The sequence below is a fragment of the Vibrio sp. YMD68 genome (assembly GCF_029958905.1).
Lineage (GTDB): Bacteria > Pseudomonadota > Gammaproteobacteria > Enterobacterales > Vibrionaceae > Vibrio.
Window position 1 is genome coordinate 2,803,301 of record NZ_CP124614.1, and the last position, 14,465, is coordinate 2,817,765.

Here is a 14,465-nt window from a genome sequence, read left to right on the forward strand (position 1 = left end):
GTTCGATTGGCATGGATATCTTCAAACCTTTTTCTAGCCGTTTTTATCTCCTCTTAGAAACGACAAAGCCCCGCATCGCGAGGCTTTACATTAGTCATGAGTATGATTAACGTTTATAAGTCTTCTTCTAATTGCTCGACATCTTCTGTTGGTTTCTCTAACTCAACAGGAGCCAACAACATTTCTCGTAATTTGGTATCGATGGCAAGGGCTGCATCTGGGTTGTCACGAAGGTACTTACCTGCGTTTGCTTTACCTTGACCGATCTTGTCACCATTGTAGCTGTACCAAGCGCCCGCTTTCTCAACAAGTTTGTGCTTCACACCTAAATCGATCAATTCACCTTCACGGTTGAAACCTTTGCCGTAAAGAATCTGAGTTTCAGCCTGCTTAAATGGTGCTGCAATCTTGTTTTTAACAACCTTGATACGAGTTTCGTTACCCACGATTTCATCGCCTTCTTTAATAGAACCTGTACGACGAATATCAAGACGAACCGATGCGTAAAACTTAAGTGCGTTACCACCTGTTGTGGTTTCTGGGTTACCAAACATAACACCAATTTTCATACGAATCTGGTTAATGAAGATAGCCATACAGTTCGACTGTTTCAGGTTACCCGTTAGCTTACGCATTGCTTGGGAAAGCATACGAGCTTGAAGACCCATGTGGCTGTCGCCCATTTCACCTTCAATCTCTGCTTTTGGTGTTAAAGCCGCTACGGAGTCGATAACCAAAACATCAATCGCACCAGAGCGAGCCAATGCATCACAGATTTCTAGCGCTTGCTCACCCGTATCTGGTTGAGAAACTAACAGAGCGTCAATATCTACGCCTAGCTTCTGTGCGTAGATGGGATCTAAGGCATGCTCAGCATCAACGAAGGCACATGTTTTTCCAACACGTTGAGCGGCTGCAATTAGCTCAAGCGTTAACGTTGTTTTACCTGATGATTCAGGGCCGTAGACTTCAACAATGCGCCCCATTGGTAGGCCACCAGCACCGAGTGCGATGTCCAAAGAAAGTGAGCCTGTTGAGATAGTTTCTACGTCCATTGTACGGTTGTCACCGAGACGCATGATAGAACCTTTACCAAACTGCTTTTCAATCTGGCCTAGGGCTGCGGCTAGTGCTTTTTCTTTATTTGCGTCCATCTCTGAATCTCCACACGGTTCGCGACTAAATCACGAACTAGAATATACGGGTTACCCAAGCGGGTGTTTGATTGGTTTTTATTATACTGTTGATTCATACAGTGTCCATACCTGTATGAAAAAAATAACGGCATTTAGTGTTTATATCACACAACGAACATCCAACACTTTATTAGCACGCCTGAGAAATGACAACCTAGGTCATTGATTCAAGTAGTCAACTAGAGTTTGAAGCGCATATTCGACCGCTTGTGAACGAACACTTGAACGATCCCCACCAAAATGGACAGTGTCAATTTTTATCCACTCATTGGTATCGGCCCAAGCAAAACAAACGGTTCCAACAGGCTTATCTTCGGTTGCGCCACCAGGACCTGCTATACCACTGATCGAGACGGCGATAGTAGCATTGGAATGTGTGAGTGCTCCGGTGACCATTTCCATCACAACCGGCTCACTCACAGCGCCATATTGTTCCAGTGTTTGTGTCTGAACGCCTAACATCTCAACTTTTGCTTCATTGCTGTAAGTGACAAAGGCTCGATCAAACCACGATGAGCTACCGGCTATATCGGTAATCGCGGTCGCGACCCCGCCACCAGTGCACGATTCCGCCGTCGCCAACATCTGTTGTTTATCTAAAAGCAGTTGACCAACCTGTTTACTGAGCAATTGATGTGAGTCCATGGCTAAAAACCTCTTTATGCCTTTGCGCTTGAATTTGTGCCTTTTCGCATGAAAAGGATTCACGTATCCTAAGCCGCAATAGAAAAAAACGAAAGACCAGAACAGTGAAAGCCGATCAAACACACACACCAATGATGAAACAATATCTCGGATTGAAAGCTGAGAACCCAGACATACTGCTGTTCTATCGTATGGGGGATTTCTACGAGCTATTTTATGACGATGCCAAACGAGCCTCACAACTACTGGACATCTCGTTAACCAAGCGCGGTGCCTCAGCGGGTGAACCTATCCCTATGGCGGGCGTCCCCTACCATGCGGTTGAAGGTTACTTAGCAAAACTGGTTCAACTTGGCGAATCGGTGGCTATTTGTGAGCAAGTTGGCGACCCTGCCACCAGCAAAGGTCCCGTTGAGCGCAAAGTGGTGCGCATTGTGACACCAGGAACCGTCACCGACGAAGCACTTCTGTCTGAACGTGTTGATAACTTAATTGCGGCGATCTATCACCACAACGATAAATTTGGCTACGCCACACTGGATATGACCTCCGGCCGATTCCAACTTATCGAACCTGACAGTGAAGAAGCGATGGCGGCGGAACTTCAAAGAACATCGCCAAGAGAGCTGCTTTTCCCTGAAGATTTTGAGCCAGTTCACCTCATGACCAATCGAAATGGGAATCGCCGTCGTCCGGTATGGGAATTTGAACTCGATACCGCTAAGCAACAATTGAATCAGCAATTTGGCACCCGTGATCTGATTGGTTTTGGGGTTGAAAACGCAAAGCTGGGGCTATGTGCCGCAGGCTGCTTGATTCAATATGTCAAAGATACTCAACGCACGACGCTTCCGCATATTCGCTCGTTGACTTTTGATCGCCAAGATCATTCGGTTATTTTGGACGCCGCCACAAGACGTAATCTCGAAATCACTCAGAACTTATCCGGAGGCTTCGACAATACCCTCGCTGAAGTTCTCGATCACAGCTCAACGGCTATGGGCAGCCGGATGCTGAAACGTTGGCTGCATCAGCCTATGCGTTGTATTGATACCCTTAACCAACGCCTTGATGCCATTGGAGAGCTCAAGGAGCTTGGGCTATTCAGTGAGCTTCAACCAACATTAAAGCAGATTGGTGATATTGAACGTATCCTCGCTCGCTTGGCACTGCGCTCCGCTCGCCCAAGAGATATGGCCCGGTTGCGTCTAGCGCTACAGCAGTTACCCGAATTGCACACATTCTTGTCGCAGTTAAAGCAGCCTTATCTTGTTAAGCTAACGAATTACGCTGCACCGTTTGATGATGTTTGTGAACTGCTTGAACGTGCAGTAAAAGAAAACCCACCCGTTATTATTCGAGATGGAGGGGTCATCGCTTCTGGATACAGTGCAGAACTTGATGAATGGCGAGACTTGGCGGATGGCGCTACAGAGTTTTTAAACAAACTTGAAACAGAAGAGCGGGACCGTCATGGTATTGATACCTTAAAGGTTGGCTTTAATAATGTGCACGGCTTCTTCATACAAGTCAGTCGAGGGCAAAGCCACTTAGTCCCCCCTCATTACGTTCGCCGTCAAACACTAAAAAACGCTGAACGCTATATTATTCCTGAGTTAAAGGAACATGAAGATAAAGTCCTGAGTTCTAAATCGAAAGCCTTAGCCATTGAAAAACAATTGTGGGAAGAGTTGTTCGATTTGCTTCTTCCTCATTTAGAGCGCTTACAAAATATCGCATCGGCGGTTTCTCAGATTGATGTCCTGCAGAATCTAGCAGAACGTGCCGAGAGTTTAGATTACTGCCGTCCAGTCATGAGCAGCGATATTGGTATCCATATTCAATCAGGTCGACACCCTGTAGTAGAAAAAGTCATGGACGCCCCCTTTATTGCCAACCCAATCGTTCTGAACTGTGAACGTAAAATGCTGATCATCACTGGGCCTAACATGGGGGGTAAATCGACCTACATGCGTCAAACCGCTTTAATTGCGTTGATGGCTCATATTGGTAGCTATGTTCCAGCTCAGTCTGCACAAATCGGTTCAATTGATCGTATTTTCACGCGAATAGGCGCGTCGGATGATTTAGCATCAGGGCGTTCGACTTTCATGGTAGAAATGACTGAAACCGCAAATATCTTACACAATGCGACGCCAAACAGCCTAGTATTGATGGATGAAATAGGTCGTGGAACCAGTACTTATGATGGTTTGTCATTGGCTTGGGCGAGTGCCGAGTGGCTGGCATCAAAGATTGGTGCCATGACGTTGTTTGCAACCCATTACTTTGAACTCACCGAGCTTCCAAGCCAGTTACCACACTTAGCGAATGTCCACTTAGATGCCGTAGAACACGGTGATAGCATCGCCTTTATGCACGCCGTACAAGAAGGGGCCGCTAATAAATCTTACGGTCTTGCTGTGGCAGGCCTAGCTGGCGTTCCAAAAGCAGTGATTAAAAACGCCCGCGCTAAGTTATCTCAACTGGAGCAGCTCGGAAGCCATTCAGAACCTAGCAAGGGATCCTCTGTGGATATTGCGAATCAATTAAGCTTAATTCCAGAGCCGAGTGAGGTAGAATCCGCACTGGCCGGAATTGATCCTGATGATCTCACGCCTAGACAAGCACTAGAAGCTTTGTATCGACTCAAGAAAATGATCTAGTCGCAAACCTTTAACGCACGCCAGCTCGTCGATAATGCACACTAGCTCGTTGGCCGCTTAATCGACAGGCAATAAAAAAGGTACATGCTTTAAACCAATAAAGCTGTACCTTTTTCTCTGTCACGTCACTTTCTCTATAAATAAGGTTCTCTTATTTTAGAAACGGTGATCTGTTATTCATTTTCTACGCTGAATAGATTTTCCATGTTAAGCCCTTGCTTAATCAATACTTCACGTAATCGACGTAGGCCTTCCACTTGTATCTGACGAACTCTTTCACGAGTCAGGTTTATTTCACGTCCGACTTCTTCCAACGTTGATGGCTCATACCCTAGAAGGCCAAATCGGCGCGCAAGCACTTCTTTTTGCTTAGGGTTTAGCTCATCAAGCCAGTTGACTAAAGAAGCCTTTATATCATTATCTTGAGTTGAAACTTCGGGATCAGAATTATGAATATCAGGAATAATGTCCAGCAATGCTTTTTCGCCATCACCACCGATAGGGGTATCAACAGAACTCACGCGTTCATTTAGGCGCAGCATTTTACTGACATCTTCTACAGGTTTATCAAGCTTTGAAGCAATCTCTTCTGCAGTCGGTTCGTGGTCAAGCTTTTGAGACAACTCTCTAGCCGTGCGCAGATAAATATTCAGTTCTTTGACAACATGGATAGGTAAACGAATAGTTCGAGTTTGATTCATCAAAGCGCGTTCTATTGTTTGTCGGATCCACCAGGTGGCATAGGTTGAAAAGCGAAAGCCTCTTTCAGGGTCAAATTTTTCGACCGCACGAATCAATCCAAGGTTACCTTCTTCAATTAAATCGAGTAATGCTAGGCCGCGATTGCTGTATCGGCGAGATATTTTCACGACAAGACGTAGATTACTTTCAATCATGCGCTTACGTGCTGCTTCATCTCCTCGGAGTGCTCGGCGAGCAAAAAGGACTTCTTCTTCTGCGGTGAGTAGTGGAGAAAAACCGATTTCACCCAAGTAAAGTTGTGTCGCATCTAAGCTTTTACTCGACACTTCAACTTCTTCAGTGGCTGCGGTCTTCGCTTTTACTGTTGTTTTAGCTTTGGCTGTTGTTTTGGTTTTGGCGGGTTGTTTTTTAGGTTTACCGATTTCCTTCGCGGTTATCTCTAAATCCAACTCATCCATTTTTACTGCTGCATTGCTGATACTCATAGCGCCTCCCCCTGGCGAGCTAGCAAGACATTACTACTTCTTAATGTCGCTAAATTACCCATAAAGTAAAATTACGGTAAGTAGCGATTTGGATTCACCGACTTACCTTGGTAGCGAATTTCAAAATGTAATCGAACGCTGCTGGTCCCTGAACTGCCCATTGTTGCTATTTTTTGACCTGCTTTTACACTCTGTCCTTCTTGTACAAGCAACCGATCATTGTGAGCGTATGCACTGAGGTAATTATCATTATGTTTTACAATCACTAGATTGCCGTAACCTCGTAATGCATTGCCTGAATAAACAACGGTTCCTCCTGCTGTTGAAACGATAGCTTGACCACGCTGTCCTGCGATATCAATGCCTTTATTCCCTTGTTCTCCAGCAGAAAACTTTTTAATTATTCTCCCTTTGGTTGGCCAAATCCAGCTGTTAACTTTTTCGCTTTTTGTCTTTGTTGTGTTCGCTACTTTGTTAACAGTTTGTTGCCCTGTAGATTTAACATACTCCTTTGATTTTGATTGTTCAACCTTCTTTGGCGGATCTTTTTGTACTACTTTAGTCTTTGCTGAAGTATTTGTTTGGTTAGAGTTCTTGCTCAATTTATCGACACTGGCAACCGTTGCGGCTCCCGCCCCTGTTCCACCATAGGCTGGGGCCACATAGTTACTACGCCATAAGTTTAGTTTTTGCCCTGGATGGATCGTATAAGGCTCTTTTAAATTGTTATAGCGAATTATCTCATTCACGTCCTTATCCGTTATATAACTGATAAAGTAGAGCGTATCGCCTTTGCTCACCTCATAGAAGCTGCCGCGATAACTGCCACGAGAGACACTGTTGTAATCTTTATTTAGTCCAGAGACAGGCGCAGGGTTTCTTGCCGAGCACCCGATAAGAACACTGACACAAGCAATGACGACTAAGTTCCGGACTAAGCTTTTCATCGTTAAGCAAGGTCACCGGCAACGAGAGGAACGAAACGTACCATCTCTATGTTTTCATAGAGATACTCATCCCCTTGGCGAGTGATCTTTATGAGCTGCTGCTCCTCTTCTCCAACAGGAATGATCATTCTTCCTCCTTCCGCTAGTTGCTCTAACAGTGCCTCAGGGACGCGGTTTGGAGCAGCGGTAACAATGATGGCATCAAATGGCGCTTTATTGACCCACCCTTTCCAGCCATCACCATGCTTGGTGGAGATGTTATACAGATCCAATTGCTTTAAACGTCTTTTGGCATCCCATTGCAACGCTTTAATTCTTTCAATGGAATGAACATGATCGACTAATTGCGCCAATACGGCCGTTTGATACCCTGAACCCGTGCCGACTTCTAAGACCTTGCTGTTGCTTTCTAAACCGAGTAATTCTGTCATTTTCGCAACAATGTAAGGCTGAGAGATGGTCTGCCCTTGCCCAATAGGTAAAGCATTGTTGTCGTACGCTTGGTGAATCATCGCCTGAGACACAAAGCTCTCTCGCGGAAGGTTATGAATGGCTTGTAATACTCGCGGGTCTTTAATACCACTCGCGACAAGAAACTCTATCAGCTTGTCTGCATGTGGGTTTGTCATAGTGCTTTTTCCTTAAACCAATGTTCCATAGCTCGTAAAGATTCGTGGGCGGTGAGGTCCACTTGAAGTGGCGTCACTGAAACCTGTCGTTTATCTACAGCATAAAAGTCCGTTCCCTCACCAGCATCTTGCTCTTTTCCTGGTGGGCCTAACCAATAAATATCATGCCCACGCGGATCTTGCTGCTTTATCATATTCTCAGCGTGATGACGGGCACCTAATCGTGTCACTTTAATCTCTAAATCTTGGTGGCTATCGACATCTGGAATATTGACATTAAGCAGTCGATTCGTCGGAATAGGGCATGCAATATGTTGCTCTACGATAGTTCTAGCCACTTGCGCCGCAACGTCAAAATTCACTTTTCCAACCAATGAAAAAGCGATCGACTGCACCCCCAAGAAATGCCCTTCCATTGCCGCAGCGACCGTGCCCGAATAGAGCACATCATCACCAAGATTTGCACCGTGGTTAATGCCGCTTAACACTAAGTCAGGAAGGTCATCTTTCATCAATTCGTTCAATGCAAAGTGCACGCAATCAGTAGGCGTTCCTTGTACAGAATAGATTGATGGCGCTATTTCATTCACTCTTAATGGTTGCTCTAACGTTAATGAGTTAGATGCCCCTGAACGATTTCTATCTGGGGCTACGATAATAATCTGTGCAAAATCCTTCAGGGCATTGGCCAAGGCATGAATACCTTGCGCATGCACGCCATCATCATTGCTCAGTAGTATTTTCAGCTTGGGCTTCATCATCACTTTGCCTTAATAGACTCTTTCAACAACATCTTCTTCCACCAGCTCTCTAACAATAGAGGTAGCGAAACTCCCTGAATCTAATGAAAACGTTAATGTCACGCTATTTTCATTATGTGTCCATGTAAAATTTTTCGGCTGCAAAAGCACAGCTCTGCGATCGTGTCGCATGCGATTGCCTCGAATCAAAGCCATTAAGTCGGATTCACTGTCTAGGTTAGGCTGCTCTAGTTGTTGTGCTTTGCCCTTCGTTGGCAACGCATTATCACCCGCCATCGCTGCTGTAATTTGGATATCTTTACTGTTCAGAGCTTGCTGTAATGAGGCGATATTGTCCTCGGTCACTAAGCCCGATTCACCACCTGAAACGACATCGCCCACCAGTAACGTATCGAAGACACCTTGCTCTATGCGAGCTGACACGATTTTGTTAAAAATCCAGGAACGTGCGGATGACAAATACAAGCTACGCTGATTCTGATTGCGTGTTCGAACATTTTCACGGCCCCAACGACGGGCTTCCTCAAGATTATTTCCCTGATGACCAAAACGTTGACTACCAAAATAATTTGGCACACCCAATTTTTCTATTTTTCCAATGCGCTCAATCACCTGTTCAACATCCGTGACGTCAGACAAGGTTATCTCAAAATCATTGCCCGCTAAGTCACCAGGACGAAGTTTTTTGTTATGGCGCTGAGTGTCTAATATTTCAATGCTTGGGTATTGAGCCAAAAAAACACTGAAATCAGGGGTTTCACCTGTCGGTAAGTGAACACTGAGCCACTGCTCTGTTATTGCATGGCGATCTTTTAATCCAGCCCAGCTAATATCTTTAGATTTGACCTGACAGGCCTTAGCAAGTTCATTGGCAACGAAGCTGGTGTTCTCTCCTGTCTTTCGTATGCGTATCATCAGATGCTCACCAGAGCCGGTAAACTCATAACCGAGATCTTCGCTGACTTTAAAATCTGCAGCTTTGGCTTTGAGTTTTGCTTTTGCGCTTGGTTTACCGTGTAAGTAATGAAACTGAGATAAAACATCTGACATAGTTTTCTTCCGTCACCGTGTGACTGTTAAATTGGGTTTTAAAGTACTGCTACTGCCAGCGATACTCTATTCATCATGCTTTTTTGTTTGGCGAGTGGTGTTATTTTTTCATGAGCAATACAACCGCTTCACACGCAATGCCTTCTTTCCGTCCAGTAAAGCCAAGTCGCTCTGTCGTTGTTGCTTTCACATTGACATTGCCAAGATCCGTTTCTAAATCTTGAGCTATCGCTGCGCACATCGCTTCAATGTGGGGCGCCATTTTTGGTGATTGAGCCATGATAGTAATGTCTGCATTACCCAGTATATAACCTTGCTCTTTCACTCGGCGATACACATCTTTTAGCAGCTCTCGGCTATCAGCACCTTTCCACTTATCATCGGTATCGGGAAAATGACGCCCAATATCACCTGCGGCAATCGCACCCAGTAAGGCATCACTTAATGCGTGTAAAGCGACATCACCATCAGAATGGGCAAGGAGCCCTTGTTCGTAAGGAATCGCGACTCCACCAATAATAACGGGGCCTTGACCACCGAATTTATGCACATCAAAACCATGACCTATTCGCATGACTCTTTTTCCTTATTTTGGCTTAAATAAAACTCAGCCAAAGACAAGTCTTCCGGCTGAGTGATTTTAATATTGTCAGAACGGCCATGCACCAACGCAGGCGCAAGGCCGAGCCGCTCCATTGCCGACGCTTCATCGGTAATGGTTGCTTCCGCTTTTAACGCGTCATCGAGCGCATGATAGAGCGAGCTTGTTCGAAACATTTGTGGCGTTAATGCATGCCATAAGTTATTTCGATCTACGGTTGAGTCGATATTATTGGCACTATCGGAGCGTTTCATTGTATCTCGTACTGGGCAAGCCAATATCGCGCCAACATCATGGGCTAACGCCGTCTCAATCAAACGGTCAATATCTTTGAGTTGTACGCAGGGTCTCGCAGCGTCGTGGACTAACACCCATTCAGATACGTTTTTTTGATTGACATACTCTAAAGCCGATAACACAGAGTCAGCACGCTCTTTTCCGCCACTAACACGGATGACATTCGATTGATTGGCAATGGATAAACTTGGGAAATAAGGATCGCCATCTGTCACCGAGATGACCACGGTATCAATCTTAGGGTGAGAAAGTAGCTTAAGGACGGTGTGTTCTAAAATGGCCGTATCGTTTATCGTTAAATACTGTTTCGGACGATCAACCTTCATTCGGCTGCCCACGCCCGCAGCAGGCACAATAGCTACGATGGAGTTTGGGGAATGTTTATTTGGCATTCTACTGTGATTCCTCTCCAATCAAGCGGTAGAAAGTTTCTCCTTCTTTTACCATACCAAGCTCATGCCTTGCTCGCTCTTCAATGGCATCTAAGCCTTGGCGCAAGTCATCAATTTCAGCAAACATTTCATCATTACGAGCACGAAGATTATCGTTCACTCGATGCTGAGCTTGAATCTCACTATTCACTAGATTGAAATCAATAATGCCGTTTTTGCCAAACCACAATGTATACTGTAGCCAGCCGAACAGGAGTGTTAAGGTCAAAACAAAAATTCGCATAATCGTAACGCAGTACAGAAGAAAGAGACTGAAAGGCAACATATATACCACAATGACGCTTTTCAAGCGAGGTCGTACACACTAAGGATCGTTACAAGCAAGGATCGCTACATAAGGGGTGGAACAAACAAGGGATCCGTTAGAAAGTAGCGCTCTTTAACGAGCGCCACCGAAGTACAACAGACGCATTAAGCACTAGTTGAATAGTAAAAATGCAAACAATCCGAAGCCCAGTATGAGGCGGTATATGACAAACGGTGTCATACCCATACGTGAAATCAGTTTCAAAAATAGATGAATACAGACATAAGCACTGACAAATGACGTTACGATTCCTGTCATCAGCACACCTAAATGAACTGGTTCACCACTGGAAATAAGCTTTAGCCCTAAATAGCCGCCAGCCAGTAAGATGATCGGAATCGACATAAGAAATGAAAATCGAGCCGCCGCCTCACGAGTAAACCCCAAATACATTGCCGCTGTTATAGTGGCGCCAGAGCGAGAGGTGCCAGGGATCATTGCCAAGGCTTGTGAAACACCAATAAACAGTGACTTTTTCCAATCAGCTTGATATTCATCGTCGACCAAAGTGGCATTTTTATCGACATACCAAAGCAATAAACCAAAGACGATGGTCGTCGTAGCAATAACCCAAGCACTGCGTAAATATATTTCGATCAGATCTTTCATGAACAGACCAAATAAACAGGCGGGGATCGTCGCTAGAATGATCATCCATGCCAGCTTTGATTCTTTACTTCGTTCGCCTTTAAAGATGGATCCTAAAAAAGCACTGAGTAGTGAGATCACTTCTTTACGAAAATAGATGATCACTGCGGCTAATGTGCCCACATGAACAGCGACATCAAACGCTAAGCCTTGGTCTTCCCAACCCAAGACAGCAGAAGGTAAAATTAAATGCGCAGAGCTGGAAATAGGTAAAAATTCCGTGAGTCCTTGAATAAGGGCAAGGACAAAAGCTTCAATATAACTCATTAAAATCTCATTATTTCTTTAGTTCAAACCAGGGTTCAATACCGGTTAACGTGTCAGAATCAGTGGACTGGTTCCAAACCTGTTGGACCGTTCTTCCATCTGATGGAATGTGTAAATCAGGGCACAATTCATAAAGTGGTTGAATAACAAATGCGTATTTGAATATGTCACTTCTTGGTAATTGCGGATCACTTTCGCTCACCTCTTCCCCAAACAAAATGATATCAAGATCTAAAGTTCGATCTTGATACTTTTGTGCAAACTCCGATCGACCCCAACGCATTTCAACTTTACGTAATGCTTGTGAAAGTTCCGCTAAAGAAAGTGCGGTTTTCATTTCTATTACAAGATTAAAAAAATCATCCCCGTCAAAATGAACTGGCGCACATTGATAGATCGTCGATAGCCTTAGCTCTTCACCTAACAAAGAAAGTTCCTTGACCGCCACCTCGACGTGTTTTTCACGTTCTACATTGGTTCCTACACCAATGTATGCGGTGATCATTGCTTGCCTCGCTCAATGATCACTCCCACACCTCGAGCTTGAGCAACCGCACCAGGCTTGGTTAAGCGTATTTTGATCCACGGAACATTAAAGCGCCCCATGATCAGCTCCGCCACTTCTTCCGCAACGCGCTCAACCAACAAAAACGTTCCTTGTTCAATGTGCTTTAAAACAGCCTGACTCACTTCAAAGTAATCGAGAGCATCCGCAACATCATCACTTTTTCCCGCAGGTTGATTATTGTGGGCCATTTCGATATCAAGAACGAGCTTCTGTTTGATCTCTTGCTCCCAGTCGTAAACACCGATGGTCGTAATCACTTCTAGCTGTTCAATAAATACTTTATCCATGATGGAGTCTGTCCTTTGTAGAGGTCGGATACCTAAGTGAGTCGAAACAACTTACTATCCTGAGGTAATCAATCACACTCACTTCTTCATATGAGAGTAGTGTGATGGTATGAATCACGATATGATAACAACTACTTGCTTTTAGAGCATCTGTTTCATAGCGCTCCTTTATTATTACCTAACTCTCCTAACTTCTATATAAGTTAGGGCTTTACACGAGTAAACACTGCATGAGCCCACTTGTTCTCACATTGATCATTTCAGCCTATCTGCTCGGATCGATCTCGAGTGCGGTATTGATCTGTCGTGTGTTGCGTCTTCAAGATCCCAGAGAGGTCGGTTCAAAAAACCCAGGCGCGACGAATGTACTACGAGTAGGTGGAAAAAAGGCAGCAGTAGCGGTGTTATTGTGCGATATGTTGAAAGGGACCATTCCAGTATGGGGTGGCTACTTCCTCGATATAGATTCTTTTCTTTTGGGCATCGTGGCGATCTCAGCCTGCCTTGGCCACATGTATCCTATCTTCTTTCACTTTAAAGGGGGGAAAGGGGTCGCTACAGCCTTAGGCTCGATAGCTCCCATTGGTCTAGGGCTCACCGGCCTCATTGTATTGACTTGGTTATCGGTCGCGATTGTATTTCGTTATTCTTCTCTGGCGGCGCTGGTTACCGTACTTCTCACCCCATTTTATACCTGGTTGATAAAGCCCCAATATACCTTGCCTGTGGCCATGTTATGTTGCTTAATTGTGTTTCGTCATGGGCCAAATATTCGACGTTTATTGGACGGCACCGAACCCAAAGTGGGCGAGAAAAAACAGGGATTAAAAAAGGCCTCATAATGAGACCTTGGAACAAACATCTTGTTTTCACTCGTTATGGATTTGAGCGAACCGGTTTAAGCTGATCAATAGGCCAACGCGGTATCGCTTGCACCGACAAATCACTGGTCTCACCATTTTTAAGACGCTGCATACCCGCGTAAGCAATCATGGCGCCATTATCAGTACAAAACTCAGTACGCGGATAATAAACGTCACCACCCACTTTTTCTGCCAACTCACCAAGAGATTGACGAAGCTGTTTATTCGCACTCACGCCACCTGCAATCACAATGCGCTTCATGCCTGTTTGAAGTAATGCACGCTTGCACTTAATCACTAACGTATCACACACGGCTTCTTGGAACGCATACGCAATGTCGGCACGAGTTTGGTCGTCGTTATCGTTAGCTGCAATGGTATTGGCAGTGAAAGTCTTCAAACCTGAAAAACTCATATCAAGACCCGGTCTATCGGTCATCGGCCTAGGGAATTTGAAACGCCCTTTGGTGCCATTCTCGGCCAATTTGGCTAATAACGGTCCACCTGGGTAATCTAGCCCCATGAGTTTCGCCGTTTTATCAAACGCTTCCCCAGCGGCATCATCCACCGATTCACCAAGAATCTTGTATTCGCCTACACCATGTACTTCCACCATCATGCTGTGACCACCAGAAACCAGCACAGCCACAAAAGGAAACGGCGGCGGGTTTTCTTCCAGCATAGGTGCCAACAAGTGCCCTTCCATATGGTGAACAGCAACCGCAGGCACACCCCAAGCGTACGCAATACTTCGCCCAATGGTCGCGCCAACAAGCAATGCACCCACAAGCCCTGGCCCAGCAGTGTATGCGACTCCATCAATGTCTTTTGATGTTAAGTTCGCTTCTTTTAATGCGGCCTTAATTAATGGAATGGTTTTTTTTACGTGATCGCGAGATGCAAGCTCTGGTACCACACCACCGTAATCAGCGTGCAGTTTTACTTGACTATAAAGCTTATGAGCTAAGAGTCCTTTTTCATCATCATAAATCGCAATCCCCGTTTCATCACACGAGGTTTCAATACCAATAATGCGCATATTTTTCTCTGTATGCTTTTATCTATGGAGGGAATTTGCGGCAATCTTACCCTGC

General features: G+C 45.0%; 16 protein-coding genes. 2 read left to right on the forward strand and 14 right to left on the reverse strand.

The window, feature by feature from the left end; genetic code table 11:
* Positions 1 to 113: 113 nt before the first annotated feature.
* Both recA and pncC read right to left on the reverse strand, forming a co-directional pair.
* A complete protein-coding gene (recA, locus tag QF117_RS18705; protein WP_282387547.1) occupies positions 114 to 1,154 on the reverse strand; it encodes a recombinase RecA in 1,041 nt (346 codons plus the stop codon).
* 201 nt (positions 1,155 to 1,355) lie between these two features.
* Positions 1,356 to 1,841, reverse strand: a complete 486-nt coding sequence (gene pncC / locus QF117_RS18710) for a nicotinamide-nucleotide amidase (protein ID WP_282387549.1) — start codon at positions 1,839 to 1,841, stop codon at positions 1,356 to 1,358.
* 104 nt (positions 1,842 to 1,945) lie between these two features.
* Here pncC and mutS point away from each other — a divergent pair, with 104 nt between their 5' ends.
* A complete protein-coding gene (mutS, locus tag QF117_RS18715) occupies positions 1,946 to 4,507 on the forward strand; it encodes a DNA mismatch repair protein MutS (protein ID WP_282387550.1) in 2,562 nt (853 codons plus the stop codon).
* Positions 4,508 to 4,680: 173 nt separating this feature from the next.
* Here the strand turns inward: mutS and rpoS are convergent, their stop codons facing one another.
* The 11 genes from rpoS to folB form a co-directional block, all read right to left on the reverse strand.
* The gene (rpoS, locus tag QF117_RS18720; RefSeq protein ID WP_282387551.1) at positions 4,681 to 5,694 is read right to left on the reverse strand and encodes an RNA polymerase sigma factor RpoS; all 1,014 of its coding nucleotides are present in this window, start codon (positions 5,692 to 5,694) and stop codon (positions 4,681 to 4,683) included.
* A gap of 71 nt (positions 5,695 to 5,765) precedes the next feature.
* On the reverse strand, positions 5,766 to 6,641 hold the full coding sequence (locus QF117_RS18725; RefSeq protein ID WP_282387553.1) for a peptidoglycan DD-metalloendopeptidase family protein: 876 nt from the start codon (positions 6,639 to 6,641) through the stop codon (positions 5,766 to 5,768).
* Positions 6,642 to 6,643: 2 nt separating this feature from the next.
* On the reverse strand, positions 6,644 to 7,270 hold the full coding sequence (locus QF117_RS18730) for a protein-L-isoaspartate(D-aspartate) O-methyltransferase (protein ID WP_282387554.1): 627 nt from the start codon (positions 7,268 to 7,270) through the stop codon (positions 6,644 to 6,646).
* The gene (gene surE / locus QF117_RS18735) at positions 7,267 to 8,028 is read right to left on the reverse strand and encodes a 5'/3'-nucleotidase SurE (RefSeq protein ID WP_282389524.1); all 762 of its coding nucleotides are present in this window, start codon (positions 8,026 to 8,028) and stop codon (positions 7,267 to 7,269) included. Before surE ends, QF117_RS18730 begins: the two co-directional genes overlap by 4 nt.
* A gap of 12 nt (positions 8,029 to 8,040) precedes the next feature.
* Positions 8,041 to 9,081, reverse strand: coding sequence for a tRNA pseudouridine(13) synthase TruD (gene truD / locus QF117_RS18740; protein WP_282387556.1), 1,041 nt, complete (start codon positions 9,079 to 9,081; stop codon positions 8,041 to 8,043).
* A 100-nt stretch (positions 9,082 to 9,181) separates the two neighbouring features.
* Complete coding sequence (gene ispF, locus QF117_RS18745) at positions 9,182 to 9,655, reverse strand: 2-C-methyl-D-erythritol 2,4-cyclodiphosphate synthase (protein WP_282387558.1); 474 nt, start codon at positions 9,653 to 9,655, stop codon at positions 9,182 to 9,184.
* Positions 9,646 to 10,371, reverse strand: a complete 726-nt coding sequence (ispD, locus tag QF117_RS18750; RefSeq protein WP_282387560.1) for a 2-C-methyl-D-erythritol 4-phosphate cytidylyltransferase — start codon at positions 10,369 to 10,371, stop codon at positions 9,646 to 9,648. Before ispD ends, ispF begins: the two co-directional genes overlap by 10 nt.
* A 1-nt stretch (position 10,372) precedes the next feature.
* On the reverse strand, positions 10,373 to 10,654 hold the full coding sequence (gene ftsB / locus QF117_RS18755) for a cell division protein FtsB (protein ID WP_282387562.1): 282 nt from the start codon (positions 10,652 to 10,654) through the stop codon (positions 10,373 to 10,375).
* Between the two features lie 195 nt (positions 10,655 to 10,849).
* Positions 10,850 to 11,653, reverse strand: coding sequence for an undecaprenyl-diphosphate phosphatase (locus QF117_RS18760; protein WP_282387564.1), 804 nt, complete (start codon positions 11,651 to 11,653; stop codon positions 10,850 to 10,852).
* 10 nt (positions 11,654 to 11,663) lie between these two features.
* Positions 11,664 to 12,158, reverse strand: a complete 495-nt coding sequence (folK, locus tag QF117_RS18765) for a 2-amino-4-hydroxy-6-hydroxymethyldihydropteridine diphosphokinase (protein WP_282387565.1) — start codon at positions 12,156 to 12,158, stop codon at positions 11,664 to 11,666.
* Positions 12,155 to 12,508, reverse strand: a complete 354-nt coding sequence (gene folB / locus QF117_RS18770; protein WP_282387566.1) for a bifunctional dihydroneopterin aldolase/7,8-dihydroneopterin epimerase — start codon at positions 12,506 to 12,508, stop codon at positions 12,155 to 12,157. The genes folK and folB overlap by 4 nt, the downstream gene beginning before the upstream one ends.
* A gap of 230 nt (positions 12,509 to 12,738) precedes the next feature.
* Here folB and plsY point away from each other — a divergent pair, with 230 nt between their 5' ends.
* A complete protein-coding gene (gene plsY, locus QF117_RS18775) occupies positions 12,739 to 13,350 on the forward strand; it encodes a glycerol-3-phosphate 1-O-acyltransferase PlsY (RefSeq protein WP_282387567.1) in 612 nt (203 codons plus the stop codon).
* A gap of 34 nt (positions 13,351 to 13,384) precedes the next feature.
* On the opposite strand, the gene tsaD is transcribed toward plsY, so the two are convergent.
* A complete protein-coding gene (tsaD, locus tag QF117_RS18780; protein WP_282387568.1) occupies positions 13,385 to 14,410 on the reverse strand; it encodes a tRNA (adenosine(37)-N6)-threonylcarbamoyltransferase complex transferase subunit TsaD in 1,026 nt (341 codons plus the stop codon).
* Positions 14,411 to 14,465: the final 55 nt, after the last annotated feature.

Excerpts from the sequence above, each read along its gene's own strand:
- pncC (WP_282387549.1), bottom strand. The coding sequence starts at position 1,841 with ATGGACTCACATCAATTGCTCAGTAAACAGGTTGGTCAACTGCTTTTA.
- ftsB (WP_282387562.1), bottom strand. The coding sequence starts at position 10,654 with ATGCGAATTTTTGTTTTGACCTTAACACTCCTGTTCGGCTGGCTACAG.
- truD (WP_282387556.1), bottom strand. The coding sequence starts at position 9,081 with ATGTCAGATGTTTTATCTCAGTTTCATTACTTACACGGTAAACCAAGC.
- tsaD (WP_282387568.1), bottom strand. The coding sequence starts at position 14,410 with ATGCGCATTATTGGTATTGAAACCTCGTGTGATGAAACGGGGATTGCG.
- folK (WP_282387565.1), bottom strand. The coding sequence starts at position 12,158 with ATGATCACCGCATACATTGGTGTAGGAACCAATGTAGAACGTGAAAAA.
- surE (WP_282389524.1), bottom strand. The coding sequence starts at position 8,028 with ATGAAGCCCAAGCTGAAAATACTACTGAGCAATGATGATGGCGTGCAT.
- recA (WP_282387547.1), bottom strand. The coding sequence starts at position 1,154 with ATGGACGCAAATAAAGAAAAAGCACTAGCCGCAGCCCTAGGCCAGATT.
- QF117_RS18725 (WP_282387553.1), bottom strand. The coding sequence starts at position 6,641 with ATGAAAAGCTTAGTCCGGAACTTAGTCGTCATTGCTTGTGTCAGTGTT.
- QF117_RS18760 (WP_282387564.1), bottom strand. The coding sequence starts at position 11,653 with ATGAGTTATATTGAAGCTTTTGTCCTTGCCCTTATTCAAGGACTCACG.
- plsY (WP_282387567.1), top strand. The coding sequence starts at position 12,739 with ATGAGCCCACTTGTTCTCACATTGATCATTTCAGCCTATCTGCTCGGA.
- ispD (WP_282387560.1), bottom strand. The coding sequence starts at position 10,371 with ATGCCAAATAAACATTCCCCAAACTCCATCGTAGCTATTGTGCCTGCT.
- rpoS (WP_282387551.1), bottom strand. The coding sequence starts at position 5,694 with ATGAGTATCAGCAATGCAGCAGTAAAAATGGATGAGTTGGATTTAGAG.
- folB (WP_282387566.1), bottom strand. The coding sequence starts at position 12,508 with ATGGATAAAGTATTTATTGAACAGCTAGAAGTGATTACGACCATCGGT.
- QF117_RS18730 (WP_282387554.1), bottom strand. The coding sequence starts at position 7,270 with ATGACAAACCCACATGCAGACAAGCTGATAGAGTTTCTTGTCGCGAGT.
- ispF (WP_282387558.1), bottom strand. The coding sequence starts at position 9,655 with ATGCGAATAGGTCATGGTTTTGATGTGCATAAATTCGGTGGTCAAGGC.